Origin of the sequence: Bartonella sp. AP72JLCBS, from assembly GCF_042195705.1 — a bacterium.
In the GTDB taxonomy this organism is placed as follows: Bacteria; Pseudomonadota; Alphaproteobacteria; order Rhizobiales; family Rhizobiaceae; genus Bartonella.
Genome location: NZ_JBHIOU010000005.1, coordinates 51,202 through 65,236, shown reverse-complemented (window position 1 = coordinate 65,236; position 14,035 = coordinate 51,202). Strand labels below are relative to the sequence as shown.

The window sequence follows — 14,035 nt, the reverse complement described above, 5'->3', positions numbered from 1 at the left end:
TCATGAAAAAAAAGCATGAAAAAAAGTGTGTGCTCTTTAGGGGGTATTTTGGTGCGACAAGCCGCTTTTGCGTTGCTTGCGTGCGAAGGGGTGAAGCAGATTCATAGAGGGGATTATTTTGTAAGTGCTGTCTGTTTTATAAAATAAAGCTTATCGTAATTTTTATTTCTTGAAAAGAGAGTATCGTCATTGGTCTTATGTAAAAGGACGCTCTCAATTTTAGCTGGAAAAATTTGATGTAAAAAAGTTATATAAATAAAGGGTGATCCACAACAGCCGATGGAAAAAGCTGATCCCGGGAACCTATACAAATAGGTGGGCGCCATATGAAAAAGCCCACGGGCTTGATCAGGGACAGCTCCCTTGGAGATCATTAAGGTCTCAGGAATACGTTATTTCCTGTCGAGAAGCGCAGAACACCCTCCTTAATATAAAACAATTTCAGAGCTTCTGCTAGAGATAAAATAACTTCGCTCTCTTCTTTTTCATGAAGTATTTCAGGAGAGATTGATGATATTGTCGGTGGTTGCTCGAAATGGCTGTATGATGGATGGCTTATTCAAAGTAAAAAAGCAAAAAATATGAGTGGGGGTGGGTGATTGAGTGACGCAGAACGGTTTATTGGCAATGGCTTGATTGGCTCTTTTGGGACAGTACTTGATTTTTATGTTTCGTGGTAATGCTTGGAGGAGTTTTGAAAGGAATATTTCTTATTCAAGGATGTTGGTTGAATTGGTGTTGCACCTTTGAAGTTTTTGCTTTGTGAAGCCATATTTCAGGGCTGTTTTATCAACTTTGAGGGGTGGAGGAGAGCCGATACGGTATGTGCTTCTATATGGTTGAAGCTCATAAATAAAAAACAGACGGTGATAGTTTATTAGAGGCGCTAAGCGATGTTTTAAGCTTTTTTCAAAAAGTATTTTTTGAGGATCGTGTTTACAATTTTTTTTATCCATGATGGAAGGTGTGAAAAGAAGAAACGGCGTGAAGAGGACTTAGGCGTGAAGCCCGTATGCTTGCTATGAGAAGAAATTCTGTAAGGGGCATATTGGCAGTGTTTGGAAGATGCCTTCAATACAAAAAAGTCCAAATTCAAAAAAGGCACTGTCAATTGGGGGGGGGTATAAGCAGGGGCAGTTTATTGAGTGGAATGTGAAGCCGGCTTGCGTCTTATCTAGGTTTGAAAGGATGCCGTAAAGTGTCTTGTTCTTGAATGGTTTTAAAGAGCTTGGGGTGATTGTTCGTCTAGCAGAGCTTGCACGCGCTTTTGAAGCCTGCGCATTTGTGGAGTGTAATCCAATGCTGTTTCATCAATCTTAAGAGCCAAGTTTTGAACGCTCTGTTGCTTCCATGGTAATGGCTAAGTTTCAAAAAAAGACACTGTCAATTGGGGGGGGTTATAAGCAGGGGCAGTTTATTGAGTGGAATGTGAAGCCGGCTTGCGTCTTATCTAGGTTTGAAAGGATTCCGTAAAGCGTCTTATTCTTGAATGGTTTCAAAGAGCTTGGGGTGATTGTTCGTCTAACAGAGCTTGAACGCGCTTTTGAATCCTGCGCATTTGTGGATAGTAATCCAATGCTGTTTCATAAGCTTTAAGAGCAAGTTTGGGACGCTCCGTTGCTTCCATGACAACGCCAAGTTCAAAAAAAGCACTATAATTGCGCGGCTCAAGTTCAAGAGCATGGTTGAGATCAAGCAGGGCAAGTTTGAAATCGTTCAGTTGAATGTGAATCCAAGCACGCCTTACCCAAGCTTCAGCATGAGTAGGTAAAAGTGCAAGAGCATTATCAATATAATCAAGCGCAAGTCCATAATCGTCGCTGTTGAGTGCATTTTCAGCCCATGACATTAAAAGATCAATCGTCTCACTTCCCGATTGGGACCATAAATGTTGAAGTTGTTGACTGATCTTTTTCGCTTTAGCAACATCAGCACAATATTTCAATTCTTTGAGTAAACGTGAAATTTCTGCTTCTTTGCGCTGCTTAACTCTGTCAACATGGGAAAGCTGCTCTTTGTCAAGATCTTCAAGAATAACCGCCGAGGAATCAGAATCGGAGGGCGTTGAGGAAGGGGGAGGAGAATTGGGAATAAGATCATCTAACGGTAAAAGCGATTGTGGAGAAGGCCGATCTTCAGGAAGAGAAGGAGGATTTTGCCCATAGCTCGAGGGAACAAAACAAAAAACACCAACAAAAAAAAGAAAAAACGCGCGCTGAAAAATACAGAAAAAACGCAGCTGAAAAAATCGAAAGGCTTTTAAAAAAATAAAAGAATCCATAAAAACAAGCCCCCAAAAGATAAATCACCAAATATTATCAAATACTAGACTTGTAATCAACGGACTTGTAACCAAAAAAACTCAAGAAAAATTTTTTAAGCCTACAATCAAAGTAGGCATAAAAACATTGATCCTAAAGAAATTAGTCCTAAAAGAATTAGCCCTGACGTGCTCTAAAACGTGGGTTCGTTTTATTAAGAATATAAACACGACCCTTACGACGCACCAAACGATTGTTACGGTGGCGCTCTTTTAGTGCTTTAAGCGAATTTTTAATTTTCATCATATTCACCGTTTAAATAGTTTACGTAACACAATACTATAATACAATATTAAAACACGAAAATACAATATTACAACCCCAATAGACTGCTTACTCTATGAGCATTGCATTGCGATATCGTACTTGCATGATAACATCACACGATACACTTTTTCACTGTGATCACAAAAAGAAAAGCGCACTCTTAAGGTACGCATTAACCACTTCATTAGCACAACGATAAGTGAAAATTGCAAAAAAGTAGGAGAGATTTAACAAGAAGTCTTATTCTTGTCAAGGGTATATCCCTTACAAATTCCTTAGGGTGTGTTAATGGTTGCCTTGAAGGTAAAAATTTTCTCGTAAAAAAAGGACACAAAAAAGCACAAAGAGTGGAAAAAAGTAAAAGCCTTTTCAGCTTTAAACAAATAAGCTCTGTTAGGGAGTGTTGCAAGAACAGGAGCGCTGTTGAGCCGTTGGATTGTTGAAGTGGTGTGGGTTTTTGTCGTTAAGGGCAAGGGGGGGCTTCTTAAAACGCAAGGGGCTTGTTTGTGGGGGCTCGTGAAGCCCTATCAGGTGCATGCGCCGGCTGAAATGCTTGAAGTGGGGGGAAGAGGGGACGCCGTTGGATTGTTGAAGTGGTGTGGTTTTTTGTCGTTAAGGGCAAAGGGGGACTTCTTAAAACGTAAGGGGCTTGTTTGTTGCGGGCTTGTGAAGCCCTGTCAGGTGCGTGCGCCGGCTGAAATGCTTGAAGTGGGGGAAGAGGGGGAGCCGTTGGAATTGTTTCTTGTATTGGCTATACGCACATAATATCATGCCTATAGTTTCAAACGTCCCCTTATGAAAAATCTCATACCCTCAATATGGGTCATCAATAACTGGTAATCACATTAAATACGTCTAGAAATATGAAAATAAGGATTATGGTATTTTAACACCACGTTTTTCACGACTTTTTTTATTTATTAATTTCTTTATTACATTTTTGAATTGCTAAGTTTAGTCCTGTAAGCGCTTTACGGTACAGTTTTCGATATTTAATGGTAGAATAAACAAGCCAAACGGATAATGTTATTATTGCACAACCGACAATGATCCCTAGAATGCGCCCTAATATTATAGCTTCAATCATTTTTCTCTCCTTATTATATTTTGATTAGCAACCGCTTCGTCTAGTTGTTTCATTACTTTTTTCAGTTTCTTCTTTACTATGATCCGTAGCACCAAAGAGATTGGTATCGAACCGTACAGAATTAATCCGCATATCAGCCCGATTAAACTTGCAGCATCCATTTGAGGTTTATCCGCATGGCCTAATATTGAGAGAAAAATGTATAAACAGACGCTTATAAAGATTATGAATATAAATTCTCCCAGTGAAACAACACCAGCCTTTAATGTTTCCTTAACTTCTTTTTGGATATCGAGGACTAAGTCCCATTGAGAAGATGTATCATTTTGTTCTTTTGGTGATGCATTTGATAGGTTTGGTTTTGTCATGTTGATATTCGTTTGTTTCTTGAAGGTTTTGTCTTTTGATAAAGCGAATAACTCAGTTTCTCAGACTATTTTTATGAAATGAAAAAAGATTTCTGTACTTGTTATAATTATAATACGAATGACTTGCTACGTCTGTAGCGCATCTTCCCTTTATTATTATGAGGCATGTACAATTTTTCGTGCCGCTATATAAAAGATTTGTTTTGTGAGTACAATTATATTTTATCACTAAACTATAGGCGAAGAGGCATTTAATATTGAAGTGTTTAGCCGGTTGAATTTACTTAAGAAAAGCTTGATTGTTGACAGATTGGCACAGAAATCTTCGTCCTTGAGCGCGGTTAGGCGCGCAAATTTGAATAATGTAACTTTATAGGGGAAAGAACGAAGGCGATAGACATAACGGAGGTCACAAATATTACAGATATTAAAGTGAGTGATATTTTAAGCGGCTGGTGTTTTAGCGTGTAAGCTAAATTTACGGTTTTCTTTCAGTGTGGAGTGTATGTACATCTGCTCTTTTAAGCCTTATCGCGAAATGAAATAAGGAGAGACGCTTCAAGCCCTAGAAAATACGACACAGGTAATATCGCCTTATGAGGGGAGAGAGGATATTGCTATGATGGATAAGCTTAGTACTGTAATGATATCTTTGACATGAAACTCAAGGGGTGGTGCGGAGCGCTTGGCAATTTTGTGAAAAAATGAACATAAAAAGGGAGACTAGAGGCAATGAGAACGCATTGTTAGAATGCTCTCTATAGGCCGCAAGAGGTAAGTTTATCCTCTAAAGGTTGGAATTAAAAGGCCTAAAGATTGGCATTAAAAGAAAAATGAAGGGGCTGCGTATGTTATGGGGGAATATTTATGCGGTGGAAGGTGGAGGGGTGATGAACTTGGGGGCTGGTGAATTGCTTTTAGTCGTGGGGGGATGTTTTTGAGAAAAGGAGGAGGAGCTGTTGGATTGTTGATTGGTGTGGTTTTGTATCTTTGAGGGTGGGGGCATGGAAGAGAAGGAGCTTGTAGGAGGGCTTCACGCCCTTTCAGGGGAGAATTAAAAGGTTAGGGGCGCTTTTGAAGCCGATGGATATCGGTGTGGGGGGAGAGGTTGTTTTTTCAGTTCATTTGGGGGAAAAGTGTGAAAAAGTATTTGTATATATGTGGGCTTAAGATTTGTTGGCTGGTCCCAGTAATTGGATGATATGCCCCATTTTGCGGTTGGGGTGAACAGTGCTTTTGCCATATAAATGGATCGATGTGCGCTCTTGCTTCAGAAAATATTTTAACGTGCTAAAATTGTTACCAAGAAGATTGGTCATTTGGCAATCGCTATGGCGATAGGGACTGCCTAAGGGAAGTCCGCAAATAGCACGGATATGCTGTTCAAATTGTGAAGTTATGCATGCCTTTTGTGTCCAATGACCAGAATTATGGACACGCGGTGCTAATTCATTCACTAAAAGATGACCATTCGTTAAGACAAAAAGTTCAATACAAAGAACACCAACATAATCGAGGGCATCCATGACTGTTACACTGATTTCTTGAGCTGCTTTTTGCACGTCAAGTGGAATATGTGATGGAACAAAGGACTTATGAAGAATTCCGTTTTTATGTTGGTTTTCAGGGCAATCATAAAAAATATGTTCTCCTTGTTTTGTGCGGGCCGAGAGAACCGAAATTTCCGATAAAAAAGGAACTATTTCTTCCAAAATACAAGGCTGTTCTTGAAAAGTCCTTAAGGCTTCGTCAAGGGTTTGTTCATCTGGGTGATCAAGCTTGATCTGGTTTTTCCCGTCATAACCAAAACGACGCGTCTTTAAAAGACCACGTCCGCCTAAGGTATCAAGAGCGGAAAGAATAGAAGAAGAATTGTCAACAGCGTGCCATAACGCGGTGCCAATCCCTTGATCACGCAAAAATTGCTTCTCAAAAAGTCGATCTTGCGTGATCTCTAATGCTTTGGAAGAAGGATAAACAGGCTTATTCTTTTCTACATATTGAACCGTTTGAAGCGAAAGATTTTCAAATTCATAGCTGACAACATCACACTGAGAAATAAAATGATCTAAAGCTGATATATCGTCATAGGAGGAAACAATATGGTTGTTTGCTGTTTGAGCGGCTGGGCAATCGGCTTCAGGGCAAAAAATAACGGTTCGAAATCCTAATTCTGCGGCCGCTATGGCGAGCATCCGCGCTAATTGTCCCCCCCCGATTAAACCAATGACGCTGCCTGGAGGTAACATGGTGAAGGGAGTGGTGTTGGCTGAGGTGGTGTTGGCTAAGGTGGTGTTGGAGGGAGTGGTGTTGGCTGAGGGGGGGGTGGAAAACGGTGCCATTTTAAACCTCCGTTACAGGCGTTTGGGCGACATTGGCTGTTTGTTGTTGACGCCAATCTTCTAATCGTTGGGCGAGATCATGGTCATAAACGGCCATAACGGCTGCGGCTAAAAGTGCTGCATTAATTGCACCTGCTTTGCCAATTGCTAATGTGCCGACGGGTATCCCTGCTGGCATTTGCACGATTGAAAGCAAAGAATCTTGACCAGAAAGAGAGTGAGAATGCACTGGAACGCCAAAAACAGGAAGAGGAGTAAGGGCTGCTAACATACCTGGAAGATGCGCTGCACCCCCCGCACCGGCAATTAAAACTTTAAACCCTGCTTCTTTTGCTTCTTTTGCAAATTGATAAAGGCGTTCAGGAGTTCGGTGTGCTGAGACAATATGCGAACTATGAGAAATACCAAGATTCGTCAAAATATCTGCACTATGGCACATCGTTTGCCAATCCGATTGGCTCCCCATTAAAATCGCCACATCACATGATTTTTTCATCATTCTCTATCCTTTTCAAAGGTTCAATGCGATTCTTTATCATTATTTTTTTTAAAGTTTTATATTCTTTTTGCAAAGCCAATTGATGACAGAGAAACAGTTATTTTTCAAATAAGGCGGAAAGCTAAAAATTTAAAGGGGATCTCGAGAGATGAAAAACTAAAGTATTGAAGGCATGAAGCACTTCTTGTGAGCGGGGAGGGCAATGTCACGGGGTGGCGTGGGACCCATGAGGCTGTTGAGCTTGCGGTATTGTCTTTTATTTAAGATAAGAGGGAAAAATGTATTGGGGAAAAGCCATTGATTATAAGTTTTTTTTAAAAAAATGTCTTATTTTTTATTTGCTAAAATAAACAAGATCACCATATGATATAAAATCTGTTGCAATTTGAAACATTGCTTATGAGAAAAAGAGATTTTTATGTCAAAAATGTGTTGCAAAATGAGGATATTCTTTTGAGAAAAAAAGAGATGTATATCTCTCAATTTCAAAGCCTATTTATTTTGTTGTTCAAGTGATTCTTTTGTGAGTGGGGGATATAATCTTTATAGGGGATATAATCTTTATAATTGTCGATATATCTTTAACAATGGCAGATATAAGGGGAAGCGAATAATCAACGCTTTTGTGCTTTTAACGCTTTTGTTGAGATGTGCTTCTGAGCGATTATATCGTTTTTTCACTTAAATATAATGGCAATATCAATCGCGAGTGACGAATTGTGAATAATAAATCCATGGTCTCTTTTTTGCCCAATTTTGTAATATGGTGAACGCTGAAATAAATAAGAGTTAAACAACGGATGTAAAGGAGATTTAAAAGCTATGTTTCTTCCATTTTTAATCGCTTTAGGTACTGCAGTAACGACTATGTGTGGCAAAAAAAATATAAGTTATGCTTTGTGGGCAATTTTATTCGTTGTCATTCTTCTCACTTTCAATCATCACGCAACTTCTACTTTAAATTTATCTTTTTGAGAGAATAGCCATGGAACATGTTGAACAAAAAAATCCTCACTTCGTCATCTTTATGAATACGCTAGGACTCTTTGGGTTATCTATTGTCTTGGTGGTGGCTTTTTATTATCAATTGGTAAAGTTTGAGTTACCTTGTCCCCTTTGTTTGCTGCAGCGCGTTGGATTGATGCTGGCAGGTTGTGGGTTCTTGCTCAATATTCACCATAAGGTGAAAAATACCCATTATGGTATGGTTATTCTTGGTTGTATGGTAACCAGTGCTGTGGCAGCACGGCAAGTGTTTTTGCATATCACACCCGATGATTTAGGATATGGTTCAACGTTCTTTGGATTGCATTTTTATACTTGGGCTTTCATTATTTCTGTCCTTTGTATCTTTGCTGTCTCATTTGTCATGATTTTAGGCGAGTTGGCACACAAGTTCAAAGAATTTTCTCCTTTTCCAGTCTTGAGTAAAGCGGCAAGTTTTTTATTTGTGTTTTTGATTGCGGCAAATTTGATTTCTACCATACTGGAATGTGGTGGTGGACAGTGTGCCGATGATCCTGTAAGGTATGAATTGTTATCAAATTGGTTCCCTTCACAGTCTTGAAATTTTTTAATAATCCCTCATCATAATTTTTATTGTTAAAGAGGCGGAAATATTTAAGAATCCGCTTCTTTTTTATTTATTGGGAAGACATTTTAGCAAGATTGTTCGATAATCTGATCTTTTATACCAACGCTGGCTTTTATGAGCGCTGGCGATTGATATTTTTTTAGCGAAGACTTGTATTGTGAACCTTTTATGCTGTCTTTTGAGAGAGATGAAGGGATTGATTGGCTTGGAGGCGTTTGTAGAGAAGCCCCGGACTTTTGAGCCGCGTAGGTTAAAAAGCCTCGTTTTTTAAAGGTGCATTAACGATAAAAATTTTTTGTTCTTGATTTTTCTTAACATTGTGTTAAATTGATTTTTGTATTCATTTTGGTGCTTCTAAAGCGTTTTTATTGCTTCTAGAGGGATTAATTTAAAATTTTGAAAGTTATGTGAATAATTTTCTGCAGAGGTTTGTTTATTAGAGGCAAACCTTTTTTTTTATCTAAGTTTTAGATGTTTTCTTTCAGTGTGAAGCCTTTTTTAGAAAAAGGTAAGCGTCTTGATGATGACTCTCTTCTTTATTAATATATTGATTTATAATAATAAAGAACCATTTTTTTACCGTGAAGCGCGTTGCTGAATATAATAAAATTTTTCATCACCAGTTCTCTCATATTAAATCAATTAAAATTACTTGGCTTATACATCATAAGTGGTGGGGCGTGCATGTGGGTCAAAACTGTACAAGAAAGGCATGCCTTTAATGAATTATCTCTTGAACCGAAGGCTGTCTGCAACATTGGGAGCTGGCAGAGTTTTTGTGATGATGCCGGCCTTGTTCTTCCATAAGCGTAAACGTGTTTTTCCATAAGCGTAAAGATAGGGGAGGGCTGAAAGGATTTTATATACTTCATGGGGGCTTACCATTTCTTTACGGGCGGCGTTTTGCAAAATGGGTGTGATGAGCGTTGAGAGATCTTTCTTTAAAACAAGCGCGTGAATATGCAACACAAGTCTATTCCTTTTGGTGCGTTTTGTATTACGAAAAAAATTGATTTATAAGAAGGAGTTATCGTTGTGGATGTTGAACGAGAAAAACGAAAAGCTTCTCTCATTTCAAACTTTCTTATAGTCAATTAATTAAATGTGCTCTTCTACGTTACAAAAAAGCACTGGGTGTAAATAAAAATTCTTTTAAAAGTCGTAAAATGCTTCTTATGCACTCTTTTGATCGCTAGAATTTGTCGAAAAATTTTATGCTGCTCAATACGATAATAGGGCGGTTTATATCTATGATTTAAGTGAAAATAGGGGGATTTAGATGAAAAGGGAGGTGAGATTTTAATGACAGTTGTTGAAAACGTTATTGTGTAATGCATTTTTTACAGATTTTCTGCTTTCTGTAAATATGCAAAAGCGTAAAAACGGAAATTTGTAAAAAAGGAAGCTGGGACTTTATGCGTGGTGTATGATTTTATCATGGCATGGAATGTGGAGAGAAGATTGGGGGGATGAAGAGGTGGGTGTGTTGACGAGAGAGGAAAGAGGGGGTGGGGATGAAGAGTCTTATGAAGGGGGGGACGCTTGAATGAAGAGGTGGGGGTGTTGAGGAGAGAGGGTGTGGGGAAAGTTGTTTTTGAAGTGGGATTGACCGGTGCTTTGCGTGATCTTACTTTAGGGTGGTGAAGGGGCAAGAATATTTTAAAATAGGAGGTATCTGTCGCGTTTGATGCAACATTATCCTTTGTGGTGTCGTGATCTGAAATCAGCAGGGGAATTGGCTAGAGTAAGAAGCTGTATTGTTGACAAACCTATGTTTACAAAGTGATGCGGGGGGAATTTGAAAGTTTCGTTTGGCTGCTTTCTGTAAATGTGGAGAAGCATCAAAACGTTGATCCGTAAAATAAAAACGTATGTCCGTAAAATGATGCGGAGAATTTATGCTTTGTGTGCGCTTTTGCTTAATCAGAAATCAACCATAAGATTGCTTTTTGTTTTTTCGGCTGGAGCTCTCTAAAATTTTTCAAAAGTGAATGTTCTTTTTCGCTGTATGTTTCTTGATCATAGTGTGCGGCATGTGTTGAAAGATTTTCTTTTGTGGCAATATCTGCATAAAAAAAGCTTATGGGAACTTCCAGTTTTTGGGCGATTTTGAGTAAACACCCTGCGCTTACACGATTGAAGCCTTTTTCATATTTTTGGATTTGTTGGAAACTGACACCTAAATAGCTTCCTAATTCTTTTTGGGAAAGTCCCATGGCAATTCTTCTTTGACGAATTCTTTTGCCTATCAGAATGTCGATAAAATTTGGATTTTTGGTTTGCACTTCAAGCCCCCCTCCGGTTGCGAGCGCCCTCGCATTGGTATTCCGGGAGGTTGGATTCACTGAACTTAAACAGTCTCTTGTTTTTAGTGCTTAAAGCACTTGGACATAACAAAAGCCCCCGGAATTTCCGGGATAGCCATAATTGTTTATGTGTTAAGTTTTAAGGAATCCAACTCCTTATTGACCGCTGCGTAGACGACCAAAAAACACAGGCCAATTCATAAAGTAATTTCAGGAGATTGGCAAGAAAAATCAATATCCCATAAAATGGCGTGATTTGGAGGGGTGTGGAGTGCTGGTTTGAATTTGACTTAAGGGGGTATATGAATGGAATAATATTAATTGTTACTCTTTTGCTTAATCAGAAATCAGCCACAAGATTGCTTTTTGTTTTTTCGGCTGGAGCTCTCTAAAATTTTTCAAAAGTGAATGTTCTTTTTCGCTGTATGTTTCTTGATCATAGTGTGAGGCATGTGTTGAAAGATTTTCTTTTGTGGCAATGTCTGCATAAAAAAAGTTTACGGGAACTTCTAGTTTTTGAGCGATTTTGAGTAAACATCCTACGCTTACACGATTTAAGCCTTTTTCATACTTTTGGATTTGTTGGAAACTGACACCTAAATGGCTTCCTAATTCTTTTTGGGAAAGTCCCATGGAAATGCGTCTATGACGAATTCTTTTGCCTATCAGAATATCGATAAAATTTGGATTTTTGGTTTGCACTTCAAGCCCCCCTCCGGTTGCGAGCGCCCTCGCATTGGTATTCCGGGAGTCAAAATACTGAGCTCTAGTCAGTTTTTTTGCTTTTAGTGCTTAAAGCACCTGGACATGGCAAAAACTCCCGGAATTCCGGGACACCCACAAGAGTGGGCTCATTTTACGCTAGAGCTTAGGGTTTTTGAATCCCTCTTGATCGCTGCGTAGACGATCAAAATATCTTTTAAGTGATAAAGTAATTTCAGAAGATTGGCAAATGAAAATAGTTTTTATTTATAAACTTTATTTTTTAATGAGAGGCTTTCCGCCTCTCAAACTCTCCGGAACGCTCACCAAAATCATGAGATCAGACCGTTCTATCAAACTTATGTAAATGTGATCATTTCTGATTGAATATACTGTTGATTTCCTGCTTCTTTGAGGCTGGTTTCACCAAAGTTACAGGACATTGGCCAGAGCCTTCCTCTCCACAGGCTGATACGGTGGAACTCACCGCCAAGTTTTTTAAATTAATCGCGGCATTAATGTCTCGATCATGGTTCGTACCACAATGAGAACATCTCCACTCACGTATGTTAAGAGGCAATTGTTCAATCTTACATCCGCAATGATGGCAGATCTTACTGCTCGCATACCAACGATCTGCAATAACAATCTGTCGACCATAACGTGCCGCCTTATATTCCAATTGACGGCGAAACTCGAAAAAACTTTGATCTGCAAGGGCACGCGATAAATGCTGATTTTTCAGCAAGCCTTTTACATGAAGATCTTCGAGACAAAATGTACCAAAACGCTGAATTAAATCTGTTGTAATCTTATGCAAATGATCTGTTCTGATATTGCTTATTCGTGCATGAAGCTTAGCGAGTTTTTGTTTCTCCTTATAACGATTGCTCGAGCCTTTTTGCTTACGGCTTAGCCTTCGTGATAAGCGCCGTAAACGATTTAGCAAAGCCTTATAAGGTTTAACGCCTCCTATGGTTTCTCCTGTCGAAAGCGTTGCAAGTGCATTGATGCCCAAATCAAGACCAACAATAGCTTGGTTCTCGCTCAGTGACTCTTGATTATCTGTTTCAACGCTAAGACTTACAAACCACCGATCCGCTTTACGGCTAATGGTTGCTGACAAGATCTTTCCTTGAAATCGCAATTGTTCCCGCAGACGAACCCAACCAAGCTTGGGAATTCTTATCTTGAAACCTTGCAACTGTATTTGATCATTGGTCAAAGTAAAACGATCGTGCACTCCTTTCTTTCTAAAAGTGGGATATCGGCTTCTCCCTGAAAAGAAATTCTTAAAAGCCACACCCAATTGAGTAATTGCCATTTGTGGAGCATTTTTAGTAACTTCCATCATCCATGGAAATTGTTCTCGTTTTAGAGAATTGAATTGTCTACGTAGCGCATAGTCATTAGGCTTTGTAAATTATTATCTTTCTCCATGCTTCATATTGCTGCTGCCATTCCTTCAGTGCCCAATTATAAGCAAAGCGCGCGCAACCACTGGCTCGAGCCATGTAGCTTCGTTGTTTATTGTTTAAGTCTAGAGCTATTTTGTGAGCAAGAATCATTGCGATGCCTCTACAGCTTGACGAACATTCTCTAATAACTTTTGATTTTTTCTCGAACGACTTCCATAAAGACGAGCACTGAAGACAGTAATAATTTCTAAAACATCTTTGGCTAAATCCTCTTCAAAACTGCTTTCTTCCCCCTGATTAAGAATGACAACCTCAACTTGTTTGGCTTCACAAATGGCGAAGACCAATTCTGTACCAAAGCGCAATAAACGATCTTTATGCGTAATCACCAAACGACCTATCTCATTTTCAATGAGAGCATCCAATAAACGTTTAAGACCTTTTTTACGATAATTCATCCCTGACCCTAAATCAGAGATGAGTTCATAAGTCCAACCTTGGCTTGCGCAATAAAGCTCGAGAACCTGTTTTTGTCGCTCTAAATCGTCTTTTTGATCATGGCTCGATACACGCGCATAAGCAATGGTTTTTCTTTGTGATAGTTCTCTCGAATGAAAAGCCCAGATCTAAACCTAGATAGGTCATAACGGCGGTGACCTCCTGCCGTATGCTCAGAAATAATTTTGCCTTCACATTCCCAACGGCGTAGAGTGCTGATCGAAACACCCAAAACTTGAGCGGCCTTACCTATCCCAATAAATCTATCCATAATGTATATTATTACAAAGATATAAATAGATTACAAGTAAGCTGTTAAAGCCCGCTTTTAATGAGGGGACTAACAATCCTAGGTTCTTAAGGTCAAGGAGACCATTACATGGCGCCTAACGGCGTCCTTGACCCCCAGAACTTAACGGCTTGTTTTGTCCCTCTCACGCGGCTCCGAAATCATGATTAGAAGGGGAGCTTAAAAACGTATATTCGTGAAAAAGGAGTAGAGGATTTGTGCATTGTGTATGCTTTTGGCATGGCATGGAATGTGGAGAGATAAATGGGGAAAGAGTTTCTGTGAATGGAGTGGTAAGCTGGGATGAAGCGGAGGGAGATTGAAGGGAGAAGAGAGTGTGGGGG

At 39.3% G+C, this 14,035-nt stretch carries 14 protein-coding genes, 1 other RNA gene and 1 pseudogene; 3 read left to right on the top strand and 13 right to left on the bottom strand.

The genetic code is table 11. The annotated features are described in order from the left end of the window. Positions 1-260: 260 nt before the first annotated feature. The 3 genes from ssrS to ykgO all read right to left on the bottom strand — a co-directional run bounded on the left by ssrS (position 261) and on the right by ykgO (position 2,564). A non-coding RNA gene (gene ssrS, locus ACFILO_RS04050) (6S RNA) lies at positions 261-421 on the bottom strand. A gap of 1,074 nt (positions 422-1,495) precedes the next feature. Next, positions 1,496-2,281 (bottom strand): tetratricopeptide repeat protein, encoded by a 786-nt coding sequence (locus tag ACFILO_RS04045; RefSeq protein WP_375621482.1) that lies wholly within the window; start codon positions 2,279-2,281, stop codon positions 1,496-1,498. Positions 2,282-2,438: 157 nt separating this feature from the next. After that, positions 2,439-2,564, bottom strand: a complete 126-nt coding sequence (ykgO, locus tag ACFILO_RS04040; protein WP_004863016.1) for a type B 50S ribosomal protein L36 — start codon at positions 2,562-2,564, stop codon at positions 2,439-2,441. A gap of 447 nt (positions 2,565-3,011) precedes the next feature. On the opposite strand from ykgO, the gene ACFILO_RS04035 reads away from it, so the two are divergent. Continuing rightward, positions 3,012-3,353, top strand: coding sequence for a hypothetical protein (locus tag ACFILO_RS04035; RefSeq protein WP_375653642.1), 342 nt, complete (start codon positions 3,012-3,014; stop codon positions 3,351-3,353). A gap of 148 nt (positions 3,354-3,501) precedes the next feature. Here ACFILO_RS04035 and ACFILO_RS04030 read toward each other — a convergent pair whose 3' ends face one another. The 4 genes from ACFILO_RS04030 to purE all read right to left on the bottom strand — a co-directional run bounded on the left by ACFILO_RS04030 (position 3,502) and on the right by purE (position 6,884). After that, on the bottom strand, positions 3,502-3,675 hold the full coding sequence (locus ACFILO_RS04030) for a hypothetical protein (RefSeq protein ID WP_375621480.1): 174 nt from the start codon (positions 3,673-3,675) through the stop codon (positions 3,502-3,504). Continuing rightward, positions 3,672-4,043, bottom strand: coding sequence for a hypothetical protein (locus ACFILO_RS04025; protein WP_375653646.1), 372 nt, complete (start codon positions 4,041-4,043; stop codon positions 3,672-3,674). The genes ACFILO_RS04030 and ACFILO_RS04025 overlap by 4 nt, the downstream gene beginning before the upstream one ends. Positions 4,044-5,209: 1,166 nt before the next feature. Continuing rightward, entirely contained in the window at positions 5,210-6,385 is a 1,176-nt protein-coding gene (locus ACFILO_RS04020) for a 5-(carboxyamino)imidazole ribonucleotide synthase (RefSeq protein WP_375677874.1), read from the bottom strand. 1 nt (position 6,386) lies between these two features. Continuing rightward, the gene (purE, locus tag ACFILO_RS04015; protein WP_375610656.1) at positions 6,387-6,884 is read right to left on the bottom strand and encodes a 5-(carboxyamino)imidazole ribonucleotide mutase; all 498 of its coding nucleotides are present in this window, start codon (positions 6,882-6,884) and stop codon (positions 6,387-6,389) included. Between the two features lie 822 nt (positions 6,885-7,706). On the opposite strand from purE, the gene ACFILO_RS04010 reads away from it, so the two are divergent. Next, the gene (locus ACFILO_RS04010; RefSeq protein ID WP_273790835.1) at positions 7,707-7,859 is read left to right on the top strand and encodes a DUF5993 family protein; all 153 of its coding nucleotides are present in this window, start codon (positions 7,707-7,709) and stop codon (positions 7,857-7,859) included. Positions 7,860-7,869: 10 nt separating this feature from the next. Further along, positions 7,870-8,451, top strand: coding sequence for a disulfide bond formation protein B (locus tag ACFILO_RS04005; RefSeq protein ID WP_375613594.1), 582 nt, complete (start codon positions 7,870-7,872; stop codon positions 8,449-8,451). A 753-nt stretch (positions 8,452-9,204) separates the two neighbouring features. On the opposite strand, the gene ACFILO_RS04000 is transcribed toward ACFILO_RS04005, so the two are convergent. The 6 genes and pseudogenes from ACFILO_RS04000 to ACFILO_RS03975 all read right to left on the bottom strand — a co-directional run bounded on the left by ACFILO_RS04000 (position 9,205) and on the right by ACFILO_RS03975 (position 13,673). Continuing rightward, entirely contained in the window at positions 9,205-9,447 is a 243-nt protein-coding gene (locus ACFILO_RS04000; protein ID WP_375631866.1) for a hypothetical protein, read from the bottom strand. A gap of 950 nt (positions 9,448-10,397) precedes the next feature. Continuing rightward, on the bottom strand, positions 10,398-10,763 hold the full coding sequence (locus ACFILO_RS03995) for a helix-turn-helix domain-containing protein (RefSeq protein ID WP_375633325.1): 366 nt from the start codon (positions 10,761-10,763) through the stop codon (positions 10,398-10,400). A 357-nt stretch (positions 10,764-11,120) separates the two neighbouring features. Further along, a complete protein-coding gene (locus ACFILO_RS03990) occupies positions 11,121-11,486 on the bottom strand; it encodes a helix-turn-helix domain-containing protein (protein WP_375677873.1) in 366 nt (121 codons plus the stop codon). A gap of 373 nt (positions 11,487-11,859) precedes the next feature. Continuing rightward, positions 11,860-12,840 carry an RNA-guided endonuclease InsQ/TnpB family protein gene (locus ACFILO_RS03985; RefSeq protein WP_375677872.1) on the bottom strand — a complete coding sequence of 327 codons (981 nt, stop codon included), beginning with the start codon at positions 12,838-12,840 and terminating at the stop codon, positions 11,860-11,862. Positions 12,841-12,895: 55 nt separating this feature from the next. Then, a complete protein-coding gene (locus ACFILO_RS03980) occupies positions 12,896-13,000 on the bottom strand; it encodes a helix-turn-helix domain-containing protein (RefSeq protein WP_375677871.1) in 105 nt (34 codons plus the stop codon). Positions 13,001-13,050: 50 nt separating this feature from the next. Then, a pseudogene (locus ACFILO_RS03975) lies at positions 13,051-13,673 on the bottom strand (IS607 family transposase). Positions 13,674-14,035 lie beyond the last annotated feature (362 nt).

What these genes read in the sequence shown, in the direction of transcription:
- ACFILO_RS04025 (WP_375653646.1), bottom strand. Translation starts at nt 4,043, where the DNA reads ATGACAAAACCAAACCTATCAAATGCATCACCAAAAGAACAAAATGAT.
- ACFILO_RS04020 (WP_375677874.1), bottom strand. Translation starts at nt 6,385, where the DNA reads ATGGCACCGTTTTCCACCCCCCCCTCAGCCAACACCACTCCCTCCAAC.
- purE (WP_375610656.1), bottom strand. Translation starts at nt 6,884, where the DNA reads ATGATGAAAAAATCATGTGATGTGGCGATTTTAATGGGGAGCCAATCG.
- ACFILO_RS04045 (WP_375621482.1), bottom strand. Translation starts at nt 2,281, where the DNA reads ATGGATTCTTTTATTTTTTTAAAAGCCTTTCGATTTTTTCAGCTGCGT.
- ACFILO_RS04005 (WP_375613594.1), top strand. Translation starts at nt 7,870, where the DNA reads ATGGAACATGTTGAACAAAAAAATCCTCACTTCGTCATCTTTATGAAT.
- ACFILO_RS03980 (WP_375677871.1), bottom strand. Translation starts at nt 13,000, where the DNA reads ATGGCTCGAGCCAGTGGTTGCGCGCGCTTTGCTTATAATTGGGCACTG.
- ACFILO_RS04010 (WP_273790835.1), top strand. Translation starts at nt 7,707, where the DNA reads ATGTTTCTTCCATTTTTAATCGCTTTAGGTACTGCAGTAACGACTATG.
- ykgO (WP_004863016.1), bottom strand. Translation starts at nt 2,564, where the DNA reads ATGAAAATTAAAAATTCGCTTAAAGCACTAAAAGAGCGCCACCGTAAC.
- ACFILO_RS04030 (WP_375621480.1), bottom strand. Translation starts at nt 3,675, where the DNA reads ATGATTGAAGCTATAATATTAGGGCGCATTCTAGGGATCATTGTCGGT.
- ACFILO_RS03985 (WP_375677872.1), bottom strand. Translation starts at nt 12,840, where the DNA reads ATGATGGAAGTTACTAAAAATGCTCCACAAATGGCAATTACTCAATTG.